Consider the following 17,852-nt stretch of genomic DNA (forward strand, 5'->3'; position numbering starts at 1 on the left):
CCGCCTGCCATTCCTGAATTGTTTCCGGAACTGAGACTCAAGACCAAACCTCTTCTGCGTTAAGCGGTAATGACCTTGACGCCATAGAGCGGGATGTAGGGATCTCGGGTGACAATGACAAACTCTTCGCACAGAGCCTGAGCGACCAGCATGCGGTCAAAGGGATCCCTGTGATGAAACGGAAGAGATTCCGTGGCGAGCGCGTGAGCCAGAGTGATGGAAACTTGCCGGAAACCAGAAGCCTGGATCGCCGCCTTCAGGTCAGAGGGGGCGGAAAGCTTACCAAGTCCACGCTTGATAGCAATCTCCCAGGCGACCACTGCACTCACAAACACATCATTTGCCGGTTCGGAAATAGCATCTCGCGCATTTTCCGATAACAGCAAGGCATCATCCATCCACCAGAGAACGGTATGCGTATCGAGCAGGAGGTTCATGGATGGCGCAGACCAAATGCATCGACCAGGTCGTCAGGCAATTCATCAAAGTCGTCTGCGATCGTAACTTGGCCCCTCCACCATGCTCCTTCACGGCGTTTGACGGAGGTATTCTCTTGGTCTGACAAAAACTCGCCGACGACCTCCAGACGAACCTCTGCCCCTTCCGGCAGGACGACAGGCTCATCGGGTATCACGAGCCCATTGCGAATGTGCCCACGGATGATCATCAGAGGTCTCCCTGAGATTAATCCTGACAATGTGATTGCTAATTCATCGCCATTCTTGAATTTAGCCTCACACCATAATCACTGATTCTATTCGATCGCTCCTTCAGTACACCAGAGCGCATTCCACGAAAGCGTGATATCTGGAGGTGCTGAAATGGCTCAATTTGTGGTTCGCAATCTGGAAGACGATGTCCGCGACAAGCTGCGGGACTGGCTCACAGCCAGGGACAGAGCATGGAAGAGACTATTCGCGACATTTTGCGGAATGCTGTTCTCCACTGGAAAGAACCCGAAGAAGGGCTGGGAACGCGACTGGCCAAGCGTTTCGCGAAACACGGATTGAAGGATCCCCTTCCCGAACTTCCACGGCAGCCTTTCCATCCAATGAGTTTTGACCAATGATCGTGCTTGACTCAAACGTCATCTCGGCATTGATCAATCAATGAACTCCAGGCAGACATCCAGCCCCAGCATGCGGGCTGTCTTTTGCCTCTGTCCCTCGCCTCGTGCCAGTTGATCTCGTGACTTCGCCGCTTTCGTTTCTAATGATTGCTGAATCCGTCGAAACACATGGAACCAACTGGCTGCCAGTTCCCCCGTTTTCATTCTCTCGGCGTTCCTCAACAATCTCGTGCGCTTGGCAGGCGGTAAGTGATGCAAAATCTCATCCTCCAGCGAAAGCAGGAATTGGCACGAGCCGGGATCTCCCTGACGCGCTGCTCGACCAAACAGTTGGCGATCGATCCGCTCTGACGAATGCATCTCCGTTGCGATCACATGCAGGCCACCCGCTTTCCGGACACTCTCAGCCAGATGGATGTCGGTTCCCCGGCCCGCCATGTTCGTCGCAATCGTCACCCGCCCCGGTTGACCCGCTTCCGCGACAATCCTCGCTTCATCAGCATGCCGGGTCGCATTGAGCAGCGTCACTTCAATCCCCTCTCTCCGCAGTCCCTCAGCCAATCGTTGTGATGCTTCCACCGAAGGTGTTCCAATCAGCACGGATCGGCCTTTCACCACCAAATCACGAATGATCTGAGCTAATACCACCAAACGTTCAGCACGATTCACAAAGACGCGGGGCCGCCAGATTTCACGGCGACAAGTCTGATGTGTCGGGATCACGGCCACCGGCAACCGGTAGAATCTGGAAAACTCCCGTACAGCACTACTGGCCGTCCCCGTCATTCCCGCCAACACCCGATACCGTCGAAAATACCCCTGAACTGTCACACGAGCGCCCTCTCCCATCTCGGCCGAAAGCTCAACCCGCTCCTTCCATTCAATCGCCTGATGCAACCCACCCTGCCACCGGCGGCCCTCCAACAGTCGCCCTGTCCCTTCATCAATGATCGCCACTTCTCCTTGATGATTGATCAGGTAATCCCGATCCCTGAGAAAAAAACGCTCAGCCCGCAGTCCCTGCTCGACGGCATGATAAACTTCCTCTTGCGTCGATCCACGAATACCCGCTGGCCAGGCCCGCAGCAGGATCCGCCGACAGCCTGTCTCTGTCAAATGGGCATCCCGCTGCTCCTGTTTCCAGATAAAGTCGACTCCTGACTGAAGTGAAAGCGCCGTCTCACGACTCCAGGCAAGCAGTTCTTGCTGCTTCTCGCTTGCCTCTTCTGGTAACGCAATAATCAGCGGTGTTCCGGCATCATCGATCAACACGCTGTCCGCTTCATCCACTAGCGCGAAATAGAGTGGACGCTGCACCGGGCCAGCATTCGCCTGACTTTCAAAAACACGGCGGGATCGCTGTGCGGCGGCACCCCACATCAATCGATCCCGCAGAAAGTCGAAGCCAACTTCCCGCCCCGTGACATACGTGATGTCGCATCGATAGGCCCGCCGACGTTCATCCGGCGAACTTTCAGCCACGATCACTCCGACCGACAGCCCCAATCGACGATAGATCGGCCCCATCTTCTCGGCATCCCGCTGAGTCAGATAATCATTAACCGTAATGACATGACAGCCCTGTCCGCCCAAGCCATGCAGGCTCGCCGCCAATGTCGCGGTCAACGTTTTCCCTTCTCCCGTCTGCATTTCGGCTAACCCGCCGCGGGCCATCACCAGTCCCCCACGCAATTGCACGGGATGATGGGCCAGACCCAATTCCCGCTCGCCAATCACCCGCACCAAAGCAAAAAGTTCGTTAACAGTGACCTGCGAAATCTCCAGCCGTTGACGAAATCCCCAGGAAAACCCATGCCTTTGCCACCGCTCCCCTGCCATCCGAGTCCGTAATGTCTGTGCATGAGCCTCCAGCCGTTCATTCGGCCAAGTCGACAGTTCCCGTGATCGCGTCAGAATCCGGTTCACTTGCCACAAGACAAGCTGTCGAGGCACAAAAAAAAGCTGTTGTAACTCTGGGAAGAAGGGATTGGGCATCATCACCACCACAACCAGCGCCATACGAACTCGACGACATCCCCAAATAACGCGTCACCCAAGACCGTGGGGCCACAGTCAATCCGAGCTCGTACGTCCGCTCCAATAGCCAACGCCGGATGAGCATTGGAATCGATCGGAGCATGGACTTCGATCACCTGCCCCTGCTCCTGCCGCATCACAGTTCGTGAACCAACCTCATTGAGCGTCGCCGACCATGTAGCTTCTGGCTGAGTCAACACGCGATACATCACCGGTCGCGCTCCAGATTTCTCAAACGCCACCAACAGCCGGCCAGCGCGATGTTCCTGCACATCCAATTCCAGCCTCCAGGGACTGGCTTCATCAGCAATTTCCAGGAGCGCATCCCCTCGGCGAACAGGACGTCCCGTCAGAAGCTCTGTGAGTTGAAATGTCGTGATCTTTCCTGAAAGGGGCGCGCGAATCACCAGTCGCTCTTGTCGAATTTGAAGCAATTCCCGCTGCTTTTCGATCCCGACCAGTTCACGTCTCGCAACAGCCAATTCTCCTTGCAGCCGGAGCGCCTCTTCAAACCGGGCCTCTCGTTCACCGGCCTCCACCTGTGAGATCAAAGCTACAATCTGCTTCTGCAATTCCAGCCACCGGCTTTGAACCGTAGCTGCCTCCGCCATCAGTTCATCGTTCCGTACCACCAGCAAAACATCTCCCTCAGAGACCTGCTGGCCACTCCGAATATGAAGTTCTTCGATCTGACCATCCCAGGGAGCAAACACCTGCTGCCGATGCGTGGGGAGAATCCGTCCTCGCGCATCAATGCGGTAAGGATAAGGCACAAGAGCCAGCGCCGCGCCCACCGACATCAGCATCAACAGGATGAAAGCCACCAGAATCAGCTTCGATCCACGCAACCAGAATAAAAACTCTCCCAAGTAGGCGAAGAATTCCTTGAACGGGATCCACGAGATCCGCAAAGCCTGCCGCAACTGGCCCGCAACCAGTGCCAGAAAATCGTCTCCTCTCGCCAACAAGGCCTCTGAAGCTACGGGTGCCGACCAGCGTTCCAGTACCACCGTCCCCAATAACCGGGGACGAGACGACCGCTTTGAAGCCTCGGGGTCATCCTCTCTCACTTCGAAACTCTCGTGAGCAAGCATTGCCGTTGTGAGGGGCACAATCGCCAGGTACTGAGCTTGCGAAACTTCCACATACGCCGCGAGATCATCTTCCCATTCCACGGGAACCTCAGTAGTTCCTGCCTCATAGATCAGTGGCTCACCGCGGGCCACCGTCTGTCGCACCAGTCGCTGAAGCCGCCCCAAAGCCGGACTATAAGCATGAAGACCTGAGGGCCCGCTGACGGCTTTGATTCGCTGCTGGTTAACTGGCCCCCACAGCAGCGTCAGTCGATCAACATCCAGCAGCCTCCGCCCTTCATGAACAATCACCGACGCCAGCACCGGTAACCGCAGACTGCTCTGCAACGAGACCACGAAGGCCCGCCATTCCGGATCAAGCCCTCCCACCGTCGATGGCTCAGGGGTGACAGGTGTTGGCGTCTGAGACCAGACTGTCATTTCAACTCCATTTCCTCAGATATCTCAACATCACCAACGATCTCTCAAAGGGAAACAAAGCCTCTTAAATCCATTCAAACCGGAAGGTGCGGGCCAACCATCTTAGCCCCCAACTCCACAAGGGCCGCTGCTGCAGCGGAAGGATCACATCCCCCTGCATACCATCCCGTACGGGAATGGTGGAAGCGGGTAATCGCAATCGGGCTCGATACAAGACCTGCTCCACCTGCTCTTCACCTCTCGTTGAAACCGTTGTGGCCAACGGCCCTCCCACCTTCGCCGAAAGGGCTGCGGGAACGGCATTCACTTCTTCCGCTGATAAAGATTCCACCGTCGCCTCAATCAATTCCCGGGGATGAGCCGTGAAGCGAATCATCAGACGTTTACCGACTTCACACTCCGCACGCTGAGTCTGGTCAAGGTAAGCGATCGCGATCTGCTCGCTGGCCGGAGCCAACACGCCCACCAGTGTTCCCACTTCCAGAAAAGCACCATGGTTTTCTGGAGTCAGTGGTGATCCCGACCACGTCTCCAATTGCCGGCGACGTAATGTCTGCGGCTCTCCTTCGATGGGGGGAGATTCGACCAGCACTCCGCTCACGGGAGCCAGAACCATCAAGCGAGATTCAGCGAGCATCTGTTCCTGCAATTGTTCCTCCAACCCTAAGAGCGCCGCTTCTGATAAAGTGCGAAGCGCCGCATCGTCCCGCGCTGCCGCCGCCGCCGCCCGCACTTGCTCCGTCTCTCGCTGCGTGCGGAGCAAGAGCCCCTTTTGCTCGATCTCCGGATTTTCCAACTCAACCAGAACATCGCCAGCGGTGATGAACTGTCCTGGTTGGATCACTGTTCTTACAATCCGGCCGGGAACATACGTGCGGATTTCTCGCAATTCATACGACTCGACAACACAGGCCGCATGCCCCCATCCCGGAACCGGAATTGTCAGCAGGAAAAGCATCAGCCCCACCAGACTCCCCATGACCAGCAGCCATCGACCGCGTTTTACCGGCTTCTTATCCTTCGACCACACGGATTTCCCCGTCTTATAAAAGGTTCGTCCCCCCATCAATCCCATCATCAGGAAAGCCAGCACCACGCCAATGCTGTCCAGTTGTTGCGGCCGCAAAATGAGACTGACAAACCACAGACTCCCTGCCATCACCATCACCAGATACACCTGGCAGGCAATGGCATAAAGCGAAAACCACCACCGTGGGGGTTCCGCCTCCAACGCTGCCCGGGGCAATTTTCGCCCGAAAAACAGCGTCTCACAGAGTTCACCCAACCGCTTGTCGGCTCGTGCTCGCAGATTCGGAATCTCCAGCCAGTCGGACAGAATGTAATAACCGTCCAGCTTCATCAGAGGATTCGCATTAAACACAACCGTCGTGACGGCTGTCACAAAAAACAGGTTCAGTGCCAGATTGTGCCACCAACCTCCCGCTGTGTAGTACCAGACCAGAATGGCGAACGACGACAGGACGAACTCAACACCCATCCCCGCCGCCGCGATCGCGATTCGTTGCCATTTACTCTTGAGCCTCCACGAATCGGTGACGTCGCAATACAAACAGGGGCTGAGCAGCAGCAACATCAGCCCCACTTCATGGCACTTCGCCCCGAAATGCCGACACACCACCGCATGCCCCAGTTCATGAATAATCTTGGCACACGCCAACGTCAGCCACATCGCCGAAAGGTTCCGCCAGCCGAAGAATTGCTGGAATGCGGGCAACCCTGCCTCGAAATCCCGGAGATTCAAAAGCAGCAGCGTCCATGCCCAAACGCAGACGGCGGCCACCCCGGCCAACACCACCGGGTGCAATAGCCACGCCGTCAAAGCGTAGACAATCTCCAGCCAGGGACTGGTGCCAATCCCCGGAAATTTGATCGAAAGAGGTTGCATCAGCGCCGCGAGCAGCTTTTTCCACCGTTCCTCCAATTGCCGTTTTCGCAACACCAAACTCTGCCCCGGACGATCCACGACCAGCAGCCCTTTGCGATGAAAGTCGGCAATCGCCTGTTGCAATCCCGGTAATGTCCAGATTTGCTGAGGAAACGAGCTCTTCATCTCGTTCAATAATTCTTGAAGACTATGCCTGCCATCCATCGCCGAGAGCAGTCGAAACTGATCTTCCCGCAACCGCGTATATTGCAGGTTCACCGGATCTTCGACCACTTGGTACACAGCGTCACCGTAATTCACCTCATGAAATCGGAGATCCCGGCGGCAAAGGGCCGGAATCGGTCGTGCCGCAGCCCGCAGTCCATTCATGGGGAAACGACCGTCACAGGGTTCTCGACAGGTGTGACCCGAGCCTGCAATCCCGGTCGCAGCCACGAACTTCCCGCTGGCATCTCCACCCAGAATCGCGTTTCATGCGTCACCGGATCAGATGTCGCATCAATAAACCCAATCACTCCCATCATGGAAAGAGCCTCCTGAGCATCCACTGCGGAGAGATTCCCTGGCAAACTCTGATGTCCCGCTTTCATCGGTTTCAGTTTTGAAGCCGACAATTCCTGCTGTGGAGAGACCCGTACACTCTGCCCGACCTTGACCAATGGCAGCATGGCCCAGGGAATTCGACCTTCGATTCGTAACTTGTCAGGATTCACGATTTCCACCACAGGATCACCCGGCTTAACCACTTCCCCCACGGATCGGTAACAGCGATTGATGATTCCCGCAAACGGAGCCTTCAGTCGCAACGCATCGACTTCCGCTTGTGCCAGAGCACATTCTTGACGGGCAACGTCCAGTTCATGTGTCGCCCGTTCAATCTCCAACTCCGCCTTCCGAATCGTCAGCCGGAGTTTGACCAGTTCCAGTTCAGGAACAGCGATCACTGTCCGGGAAGATGCTTTGGCCTTGGCATTCGCCTCCTCGCTCTTATGTAGCTCCGTCTGGGCCATTTCGAGTTCGACACGATGCTGACGAATAACCACATCACTCGATGCCTTGGCCTGAGCCAATCGTAATTGAGCCGCGGGAAGAGCATCCGCCATCCGGGCCACAATGGCCTGAGCTTCCACCCGCTCTCCTTCTCTCATGGGAAGTGCGACCAAAAGCCCTGAGCGATCACTGGCGATCACCACTTGCTCCACTAATCGGATGCGACAGTGATCGATCGATAATCCCAGGGACTGCGAAGCTTGGGAGCCTGGAACCTGTGCCGAACTACTGGAACACACTCCCAACAAAAGTGCGAACATCCCCCACAGCCGCAGTAGAAACAATGCAGCAGAAATAATACGGGCCTCCTCATGGCAAATTCGTCTGAAAACAAGAGGGGAACTAACCTGCTGATATCGTGCATTGTCAAAGTACAAAATTCGGGTCTCGTCTATTATTAAGTCCGACAACGGTGGACGTGGCGGCAACATCAACCCGAAAACAAGGCCGTGACATGGCAATAGAATGAGATCTCATTTCTGAACATTCAACTGGAGAAACATAGTGAACTCTTGATTGCAATCAGTAGGGCAGGCCCCCGCCTGCCTTTCCAGCTTGAACATGCCACCGACTGATTGGCAAGTACCGATCATGGCACCACAAGTGAACTCTTGATTGCCATCAGAATCAATCACTTTTTAGGAGCCGGGGGGCGTCTTCATGCAGTAACTCCCATCGTCCCTGCCAGTTCCCCTTTGGCAAAGCTGCAGCACTATTTCGTTCAGGGGAGGGCGGAATTGCCAATGGTGGCAACTCTTCCAACGGTGGCACAGGCTCAGCCACAGCTTGCGGCTGACTGGCAACCGGAGGGGCCAACACCTGGCCCAAACTGGGACACGGCAAATCCCGATAAGGATCTCGCAGCACAACCCCGCACGCCTCCAGCAACACTCCCTCGCGATAGCGGAGTGAAACAAAGGCTTTAGAATATTCTGCCCGGCTACGTTGCGTAGCGATCTTGGCATCCGCCAGGCTGATCTCCGACCGCAGCAACAGATCCACCGTCAATCGGCCAGCTTCAAACTCGGCACTGGTCGCTGCCAACCGTCGTCGAGCCGCTGCTTCTCGTTTAAGATTTGTCTGGAAAACCGTACTCCAGCGTTCAAGTTCCTGAACCGTCGCAGCGATCTCGTGGTTGATCTCCAACTCCTGATTCACCAGTACGGCCCGCGCCTTGGCCAGTCTCAATTCATACTGCCGAACTTGCGCTTTCTCTGCCCTCAACCAGAGAGGCACGGTGTATTCAAACCCCATGTTCCAACTCGTTTGATCTCCACGCAGCAGCGTGCCATAAGCACTGCCGAAGCCATCCGTGGTGATCCCGTCATCGTGACCATTCGCGATCAATTGATCACCAAAACCATTGAGCCGATATCCTGCGATGGCATCCAGTCTGGGTTTTGTCAAACTCTGGGCAGCCCCCAGTTGATGGCACAAGCTCTCGATTTGCCGCTTCTGCTGCTTCAATTCGACGCGTTCACTGAGTGCCGTCGTATAAGAGCCCAAGGCATTCCAACCTCCTTCAGGACGTGGCCCGAGATCCACCGGATGGAGAACTTTGTCGTGCTGTGCAGGTAACCCCATCATACGCCGGAGTCGCATTTCCGCGACCAGTAGACTCGAAAGCGTCTCCTGAGTCCGCGCCTGGGCTGCAAACTGAGCATCTTCGGCCTGCGCTTCATCCGCACTGCCCGCCAGCCCGGCAGTGAACTTCGACTGCACTTCAATGGTCGTGTCACCCAGGCTGCGCTCAACCTCACGCACTGCCGCATATTCGCGATGAGCCAGATCCAGATCCCAGTACGCCTGATTCACATCCAGCACGAACTGCTGAACTTCTCGCTCAAAATCCAGTTCGTTAATCTTGCGGTTAATTCGGGCAATCACCAGTCCCTGATCCACGGTGTATGGTCCTTTGTTCCCTCGATCGAGCGGCCCCGCCACCGACGTAAAATCCCGTCCCGCCCCCGCTAACAACGGCTGACGAAACTCCGCTCCCACGCTCCCCGCATAAGCCGAGGTAAACAACCGATTGGGCTGATTGTTCGATGCATAGTTCCATTCCTGCACCAGCGCGATGTTCCCGCCCGTCAATAGGGATTGATCCAGTCGCGAGCGGTATTGGGCTCCATCCTCCACCAGCACATTTCCCGGAGCCAGCCCCCCGGAAAGGAACAGGTTGTTCTGCACCAGTTCATCTTTCGACCAGATCATGCTCGTAGAAAATCGTGGATCGAAGTCGGATTTCGCGGCATCTGTCCCTCGCAGGCCATTATTGACGCTGTCATCTGCAATCGCCGGATCAAAGACCGAAGGCACCGCCTGCGGAGCCGTAAGAATCGGGTTCCCTGGCGACAGGAACTGCGCGTTGTTACGGATCACGTCGCTATATCGCAGGGCGATGGCCAGAACATCATGTAGCGCAATCGGCTGCAAATCCTGGGGACGAAGCTCATCGAGTGTGCGAGCCTTGCCCAATGCACCGATGGGTGTATTCACCTCGACCACCGGTGGGGCAGCGACGGCTTCTTCGGCCAGATTGAGATAATGCTCGGCAATCAAATTGACATGCCGCGGATCATCGTGAAACACATGACAGCCCGTGACGACACCGCAGACCAGACACAAAAGTGCCGGCATCGAAAATCGCTCGATGTGACTGCGTAAAAGTCGCATAGGTTGGGAGAGCGAGGCAGGAAGGAGATTGAGGAGGGCAGCGAGACTGGGGAGTGGAAAAATCGGCAGAATCAGAGAGGTCTATGACCTTATAAAGAGATAAGGTTCGCACGTCCAGATCTCTTCCCCAACCCACCCCAACCCAATCACGCCGACTGCACCTGCGTCGACAGCATCGCAGCGACCCCACATGGTCGAAACCATACCACTTTCCCATTAATTTCAGTGGTTCAAAAAACGGGGTTCACTTCAGTTTACGCAACACGATGTGCTGGTGTGAAGTTGGCGTAGTAAGTGCTGGTCATCACGCGATTGCAACGGTATACGGCGGCGATACCAAGCGAATCGAGTTCCAGCCGATCCGGTTGTTCCCGTTGCAACTCCGAGAAGGTAAGCAACGAACTGGCAACACTCAAACTGACCGGATGCCTCCAGACAGGCCATGTCAATGAAGCCTGTTTAGTTTCCCTGAGGCCGAATCCTGTCGTCTCAGCCCGGCCTATCACAGGAATAACCGGAAAACAGCCCATTCCAAATAGAGCAAGACAGTTGGCACCTCGTTCAGTTAGCGATCCATCATCGCTTGGATCACCCCATTGAAGTGCATAACCACGATCTTCAGCAGGATCCCATCGAAAAGACATCTTTTCGTCCCTGTAAAGCCAATCCGAGGCGATGGCCGCTTGAAATTGATCTGAATTGCATAATTCCAGGGTTCGTACAGCGTAAGACATCAATCCATTGTGCTGATTATCACCTGATCGAATTAGTCGCAGTGAGGTGTCTTTGAAAATCTCGATCTCAGCTTTATTGACTTTCTTTTTCTCTCGAAAACACTCTGTCCCTAATGCGGCAAGAGTGTCTACTGGCGTACGATTCGTTCGCTGACTATTTGACACTGCCGAAATCATGTGCTCACGGAATCGAGAAGCAAGAAAAGGCAACTCTTTGTCGATCGACCAAACGGAGTGATCGAGTGATTGAATCGCTGAATGAAGTTCGGCACCAAGTGTATCGAGTAACCCTGAATGCCCATACAACGTGGGTCGCCAGGTACCACCCGACAATTGCCACGACAGCTTAACACCATACGTTTGGATGGAAAGCACACGAAGTACCCCCAATGCGGCCAAGTACCCCAATGGGTTCGTGCCATCCAGTCCAGGTAAAAGTAGGCCATCGTTTTCGGAAGACACACTCATGTTGTTGCCTCCATCAGTTTCTCCGAAGGAGTCGCCATGACAAAATGCTCCTTATCCTCATCAGCACTGGCCTGCTGGTCGGCCAACCGTAGCACGGCTTCCAGGTAGGCCAGGCCCCACCAGCCATAACAGCGGGTCAATTCCCAGAATCGTTCTGCGATGCCGGAGTCAATGCGATGCGGCGGGCAGGCCTTGCGTTGTTTCCCATTGAGCGTAACACCTTCAATCGCCACCTCGGGATATTCATTGTCGATTACCACCGGAGCGAAGGGTCGCGCGTAGCCGTGATGGGACGCGATCAGATGAAGAATCAAATGGTGTTGCTCAGCCACCTGCTTTCTTAAGTCACTGTGTTCGACGATCTGAACCGAGAGCATCTCGTGCCGGAAGCCCTCTGGCAGACCCGCCCGTTCGCGGGCTTGCTTTCGCTGCTCTTGTGTTTGCGGCAAACCATCCGATTTGGCCAGGAATGCAGAGGCCATCCCGACCAGTAGCCAGGCATCAGTTCGATCCGTTCTCCGCAGCATCGCCTGGAATCGCTCGTCCGCCTTGCCGAGATCATGCCAATCGGCGGCTTTGTGGTAGGCTTGTTTCAATTCGTCGAGCGGCAAGGCTTCAATCGTGCGCAGCACCTCATTGCGGACATGTTGTGTGTGGTCGCTCAGGCTGATCGGCTCCTCGCGCATCGTTCGCGATCGATCATCATCGCCTTCATCTGAGACAGGAAGATACCAGGTTCTCGCCCTTTCCAGCCTTCGGCGAGTCATCAACACCAGACCGAGTTCGTCCGGATAACTCTCACGAAGCAATCCGAAATTAAGCGATGCCAGTAGTCGGCATGTATCACTGAACTCCAAACAATCCAATTCGACTTCGTCTGCAATCTGTTTGAGAAGACGACGAAGTTCGTACTGAGTCAATAATTTTTCGTCTTTGAGTTCGGCAAGTTGAGTCAACAGTTCAGTGAGAGCCTCGGACTGCGGTAATCGACTCCGCAGAGCGGGATGCAACCTCAGCGCGGCACGATCGCATGCCGATTGGAACGCGATTTCGGCCACGTCGATTGTCTCTGAAGAAACTTCTGGCACATGCCCCAATACTTCCCAGCCCGCCGCCTGAGCAGGGAGTACGAGTGTGTCTCCGGCACGCAGTTGGTCGGGTGAACCGATGATTCGGCTATCCTTCGACCCTCGCCAGAGAACGCCGACTCGTGAAGGTTCAACAGTTCGGGGTTCCCGTTTCCCTTGATTGCGATCTTCATCATTACTTGATGTTGTTATACCGAGAAGATCGCCCTCGGGTGCCGTATCCTCGATCCTGGTCAGCCACTTGCGAACACGGGAGATCGGCACGCTCATGCATTCAGCTGAAGTCGGCGGAAGCAAGCTGACAATATCACACCAGGCGGATGGCTTGATGTGGTCATCGTCAACCAGATCCGCTCGCCAGCAGACTTGTACGTCGGGCTCTCCCGCTTCTGACCCATGGATAAACAACGAAACCTCCGGATCCGGCGTGGGCCGAGGACTCGTCTGGCACCAGAAATCCACATAAGCCGGCAGCATCACAGGAGCATCCTTCGATGCGGATGGCGCGAGCAGATTTGCCGGAATCCTGCCGTTCTCACTCTGTTCCCTAAGAATCAGGGTGAATGCGTCGATACCGAAGTCGATAATATGCGATTCACTGGCTGTTGCGGTCTTCTTTCCCCGCTTCTTGCCTCCAGCCAGTTCTGCTTCGGACATGACGACTTCGGCATTCGCCAACAACCAATTCCAGGTACGGGACAAAGCATTGCCGTAGATCGGATCAAGCGGTTTATCGTCGTCGAGTTTGCTCTCCTCTTTGACACCCTTCTCTCCAGCAAGAATCACCGCCTTGGCTTCAATTTTCCGACCGCCGCGGTTGAGTCGACCAAACCGTTGCCGTAGTGCGTCCAGCGAAGCGCACTCCGTTACCATCACATCGAAATCGTAATCTGCCCCCACTTCCAGACACTGGGTCGCCACGATGAAACTGGTCATGGATGTCTTGGATGGTCGATCTGGCCCAACAATCTGTCGCAGCCGTTCAGCTTGCCGATCGCGATCGATCGGTCGCATCGAACCGATAACCAACTCGACGATGACATCCGGCTTGTCCTTGTTGGCTTCCCGAAGGTTCTCGTAGACCGCTTTCGCGGTTGCTACGCGGTTGACGATGATGCCGACAGCGGTCGGAACGTCATTTGCAATTGATGTCGCTTCGGTCACGACAGTTCTTGCGACATCAGGAACCTTCAGCAGTTTCGCTTTCTTTGGGGCCATTAGCCGGTCGTTCAGTCCCTCGTTTTCTCGATCCTTGTCAGCGATACGAATCACGTCCGCATCGCTGACACTCTTCGGAGGTGTCGCGGTCATCGGAATCACGACCATCGGCTTCACGCCGACTGGTTTCTCCGCCCACTTATTGGGGTCGAGGTAACGCTTCACGAAGTCCAGCGATTGGAGAAACGGCTGGCTGTTATGGGCTTCGTCCAACAGCACTAAACTATCGTAAGCGATCAACGCGGCTTGGATCGGGGCAGCATTTGGCGAAACGCCATATCCTCGAAACAGCAGTCGCGATCCAAGTTGGTCAATGGTCGTACAGATAATTGTTGGCTGGGTCGCAGACCTCGCCCAACGGTTATCGCGGTAAATGCCGCCCCGCAGTTCCAGAACATCCAAAGGCGGGGCACTCTTGAGTCTGAGCGTCGAAAGAGTTCGCAAAGATGCTGCGACCCGACCGAGAACACTGTCTGTGCCTTCTGCTTTCGCAATCTTGGTAGCGATTCGCACAGATCGTTGATGCGCCTCATCTACGATGACTCGGCGGTTCACACAAAAAAAGATTCGGCGAGGTGCAGTACGTTCGGCCTTGTTCCACTTCGTCTGGCATGCAAGCGCGAACACGGCGATATCCAGACACGAAGTTTTGCCGCTGCCGGTCGGTAGATCAATGGCACCAGGCCAGTTCCCTTCAACCACTTGCTTCGCCAAGCGGCACTGCCAGTCGTAAGGCTCGCGTTCGTGCAAATCGAAAAAGAACTTCGGGAAGTCAGCCAGCGTGAGTGCGTTCATCGGTCGAAACCTCCCCAAAGAGGCTTGCAAAGGCCGTAACCGAGGAATCGCCCGGCACACAGCAAGATGGGGCCAACGACTGGTTCGGCGAACTGAATGCAAACGTGCAGTTGCGGCCTTGCTCCGTTCCCGCCTTTGGTGGGGTAGACGGGAAAGCCATCCCCAAGTGTTGCAGTGACATGAGGTATTTCAGGATGCCCACGAAGCGGACGACGTTTTGCTGTGGCTCGCGGACTACCGAGATGCCAACTCGTCGTACCGACCGCGACTTCAATTGGTGTGGGTAACCCAATACGCTCGCAAGCAGTTATGACAATCCCCTTGACTTCTTCCTGCCAGGTCTCGCGTTCCTTGATGGGATCGGATTTCGGGAACCGATCGAGCACCACGGGCGTAACAGTGGCCCAGCATCTGTCATCGTGGCAATTCGCGGCAACCTCGGGATGCTTGAGCCATGTTTCCGGCCTTAACGCTTGACGGGATTCGATCCAATCGCGCTTGCGAAGTTTGATAACACCGATCCGCCCCAACTTGAGTTCGATTTCTCGCGGTTCACCGTCGTCATTCATGAGCAGCCTGCCCAGCACCCGTCCACGTTCCTGTCGGGGAATGGCACGAGGGAAGACCATCGCGACTCCAAGCAGATGCCCGTCGGCATGCTCGCAACTCACGAACGGCAATGGAATGCACGCAAGATGCTGTTTGCTGTCACGGAGTGGTTCGTTATTTGACTGATGGCCACTCACCCAACCAGGAATATCGCTGCCAATATGGCTCATCACTGCCCCGCGGAGCGCCTGAGTCACCGCCAATGTCGAGGCCAGAGGCAAACGTGGTCCATCCGTCTGAGTCAAGATCAGCAGGTCGCTGTCAAAGTCCGTATGTGGGATAGACTTTGATGAATCGGCTTCCTTGCGACGATACCCTGTCCAGAGGCCAAGCTTCGGACGAATGGGATCACGATCATCAATTTCTTTAAGTCGTGATTCTTCCGCAGTGATCAATTCATCAAGTTCTGTCTTTCGCTGTTGGGCTCCGGCTCCTTTTGCGGTCTTCCTCTCCTCTTTCAATTCGGTGATTCGTGCTGTCAGCACTTGATGCGATTCGCGTCCCTGTCGATTGAACTGGCGATTCAGCAAGTCGAGTGTACCTTCTGACGCACGCCGTGCCTGAAATTCCGCAAGGCGATCATCGGGAACCCAGGTTTCTGCATCCGTTGTTTGAGGGAAAGCCATCTCGTCAGCCACCCACATTCGCACCAGGGAAGAGGAATGGCCGATCCGCGTGACTTTGCCGCACAACTGGTCGAGTGAGAGCCGATGACTTTCGACCTCGGTAAAGTCAGCATCAGGCCAGTGAAGAAAACACAGGGCATCGCCAACCCAGACGGACGGGAAAGTCCGAGGTTGTTTAATCCGGGCAATGGCTGGCGCGCACTGCAAAGTGTTTGTCGCTTCCTCAGGAAAGGTGTCTTTCGCCCAATCGCCGTTTACCGGAACAAAGACTGTTCGCACTTCACGATGACTTACATTCTCACTCGGCGGCAACACAAGTTCAGGATCGCCAAGTTTCTCTAGCCACCGCAATGCCTGGCCCTCAGCCTCGTCCTCGCCCGTCTCAAACCAGGCAGCCGCCAGCGCCATGAACACCCGACCCGGATGAGGCGGCCACTCGGCGCGTTGGCGACTGGCAGGATCTGTGGCGACGCAGCAACCCGTCAGGTATTCCCAACCTATGCTTAAACCCAGCATCACTCGCCTCCTTCGCCACCTTGTTTTTGCGCAAGTTCCTGGCTCTTGACCACGAGTTTAACCAGATCGTCCGAGGGCACGAGTTGGAGTGGCTGCTCTCGCCACGGCAAGCCGACGGCCTTGGCCGCATTAATGGCGTCCTTGAGGAGCTTGATAGCATCGTCGGCCTCAAGCGTGATGCCTTCTTCCTTCACACCCGGCTTACCAAGCAGTTCCCACTTCAACGGTTCGGTCGGCCAGAGGAGGCAGCGCGAGCGCAGATCAAGCCCCGCCTCAGCCGCCAACGCTGCCGCACACAGTCCCAATGCTGCCAGAACCGTGCGGGCAGCATTGTTCACATCTTCCTGCGTCTTACCTTCTGGAATTTTATCGATGGGAAAATTCAGCCGCCGCAAGGCCGGGAAGGAGAGAACGACTGTTTGTTCGGCGGAAGTGATGGTGACGCCGCCATGAAAGGGTTGGCCGGTCTTGTCTTTTAAATCCGGCTTGATGTTGCCGTGATTTATCTCAGATGGTTTACCATCCTTTTTTTTCCCGACTTTCAGAAATTCTTTGCCATCAATCTTGGCCCTTACTGAATCAAGCGTCCAGGTTGCTGAATCGTCGTCTTTGGCCACATAAACGGGGCCAGCTTCTAGCTGAATCGCCAAAGGATCAATTCGGCTGCTGGTCTTCACACCTGCCACCACATTGATCCCGACGATTTCACTGACCATCGCCCGTTCAAACTTTGCCCCAAGGCCACCCTTCGGCCCGGTCGAGTCCCACATTCCCAGAAGCAAGGCGGTTGGGCACAGTTCAAACAGAGCGGTCGCATTACGAGCACTCACACGGCGAAGCCGTTGGCCGTAGCTGGACTCATCCTTCTCCGCTTTGGCTCGAAACGACTTCCCGTTGTCGTTTCCCTCTTCAATAACGACGCTGTCTCGCAAGATAGCGTCAACGATGCGGTGGGGCGCTTGCAGCGTCGTCACCTTGCCCACTGGTTCCAGTAATCGAAGATCGTCTGTCAGGTCAACATTCGGTTTGGCTGGGTGCTTCTTGGTCTTCTCCTTATCCCAGAAGCCCGAGAAATCGACTTCAACTACTGGTACAAGCAAACATTCGCCCACCGTCTTGCCTGACTTCTTAATCTCTTTTAGTTTCCCTTCGTCAATTGCCTGCTGAAGCGCCTCCTCCAAACGGTTGGCTTGGGACTGCACCGAATCGAGGAGGACACAGTCCACAGGGGCATCATATCCCGGCAGCCGACGTTTCTCGGCTGCGTAGACCGCCCCCGCATAAGTTGGCGGGAAGACTTTCGTTCCCTCACCTCCGGCAGGTTGGAGCACGACCCGTGATCGAGCAGCGGCTCCGGTTTCAACGGCCTTTCGCAACTGCTCCAAACTCAATTTGTTCGACATGCAGCATTCCTCAAGTTAATGATTCTGGAAGAGAATTCACTTACCCTACGTGTATTCATGTGAATATGCAATTGATACCTGCGTCGATATCACAAGACATATCAAGTAGACTTTCAAATACAGCTGCTTCGCAGAAAATCCTA

At 55.3% G+C, this 17,852-nt stretch carries 12 protein-coding genes; 1 reads left to right on the forward strand and 11 read right to left on the reverse strand.

From position 1 onward, the window contains the following. Positions 1-59 precede the first annotated feature (59 nt). Both SH287x_RS08835 and SH287x_RS08840 read right to left on the reverse strand, forming a co-directional pair. Positions 60-437: a type II toxin-antitoxin system VapC family toxin gene (locus SH287x_RS08835; protein ID WP_479518335.1), complete on the reverse strand. Its 378-nt coding sequence runs from the start codon at positions 435-437 to the stop codon at positions 60-62. Beyond that, positions 434-667 carry a hypothetical protein gene (locus tag SH287x_RS08840; RefSeq protein WP_479518336.1) on the reverse strand — a complete coding sequence of 78 codons (234 nt, stop codon included), beginning with the start codon at positions 665-667 and terminating at the stop codon, positions 434-436. Before SH287x_RS08840 ends, SH287x_RS08835 begins: the two co-directional genes overlap by 4 nt. Before the next feature lie 234 nt (positions 668-901). Between SH287x_RS08840 and SH287x_RS08845 the strand changes: the two genes are divergently transcribed. After that, a complete protein-coding gene (locus SH287x_RS08845; protein WP_479518337.1) occupies positions 902-1,069 on the forward strand; it encodes a hypothetical protein in 168 nt (55 codons plus the stop codon). Positions 1,070-1,102: 33 nt separating this feature from the next. On the opposite strand, the gene SH287x_RS08850 is transcribed toward SH287x_RS08845, so the two are convergent. From SH287x_RS08850 to SH287x_RS08890, 9 genes are all read right to left on the reverse strand, one after another. Beyond that, a complete protein-coding gene (locus SH287x_RS08850) occupies positions 1,103-3,088 on the reverse strand; it encodes a preprotein translocase subunit SecA (protein WP_479518339.1) in 1,986 nt (661 codons plus the stop codon). Next, positions 3,067-4,620, reverse strand: a complete 1,554-nt coding sequence (locus SH287x_RS08855; RefSeq protein ID WP_479518340.1) for an efflux RND transporter periplasmic adaptor subunit — start codon at positions 4,618-4,620, stop codon at positions 3,067-3,069. The genes SH287x_RS08850 and SH287x_RS08855 overlap by 22 nt, the downstream gene beginning before the upstream one ends. A gap of 64 nt (positions 4,621-4,684) precedes the next feature. Then, positions 4,685-6,895 (reverse strand): site-2 protease family protein, encoded by a 2,211-nt coding sequence (locus tag SH287x_RS08860; protein ID WP_479518341.1) that lies wholly within the window; start codon positions 6,893-6,895, stop codon positions 4,685-4,687. Continuing rightward, positions 6,892-7,836, reverse strand: a complete 945-nt coding sequence (locus tag SH287x_RS08865; protein ID WP_479518343.1) for an efflux RND transporter periplasmic adaptor subunit — start codon at positions 7,834-7,836, stop codon at positions 6,892-6,894. Before SH287x_RS08865 ends, SH287x_RS08860 begins: the two co-directional genes overlap by 4 nt. Before the next feature lie 367 nt (positions 7,837-8,203). Next, on the reverse strand, positions 8,204-10,216 hold the full coding sequence (locus SH287x_RS08870; protein WP_479518344.1) for a TolC family protein: 2,013 nt from the start codon (positions 10,214-10,216) through the stop codon (positions 8,204-8,206). Between the two features lie 290 nt (positions 10,217-10,506). Continuing rightward, complete coding sequence (locus tag SH287x_RS08875) at positions 10,507-11,454, reverse strand: type I-G CRISPR-associated protein, Cas3-extension family (RefSeq protein WP_479518345.1); 948 nt, start codon at positions 11,452-11,454, stop codon at positions 10,507-10,509. After that, positions 11,451-14,555, reverse strand: a complete 3,105-nt coding sequence (gene cas3g, locus SH287x_RS08880) for a type I-G CRISPR-associated helicase/endonuclease Cas3g (RefSeq protein ID WP_479518346.1) — start codon at positions 14,553-14,555, stop codon at positions 11,451-11,453. The genes SH287x_RS08875 and cas3g overlap by 4 nt, the downstream gene beginning before the upstream one ends. Beyond that, positions 14,552-16,306 carry a type I-G CRISPR-associated protein Csb2 gene (gene csb2, locus SH287x_RS08885; RefSeq protein WP_479518347.1) on the reverse strand — a complete coding sequence of 585 codons (1,755 nt, stop codon included), beginning with the start codon at positions 16,304-16,306 and terminating at the stop codon, positions 14,552-14,554. Before csb2 ends, cas3g begins: the two co-directional genes overlap by 4 nt. Further along, the gene (locus SH287x_RS08890; RefSeq protein ID WP_479518348.1) at positions 16,306-17,709 is read right to left on the reverse strand and encodes a type I-U CRISPR-associated protein Cas7; all 1,404 of its coding nucleotides are present in this window, start codon (positions 17,707-17,709) and stop codon (positions 16,306-16,308) included. Before SH287x_RS08890 ends, csb2 begins: the two co-directional genes overlap by 1 nt. Between the last annotated feature and the right edge of the window lie 143 nt (positions 17,710-17,852).

The sequence above is a fragment of the Planctopirus sp. SH287 genome, assembly GCF_056500625.1.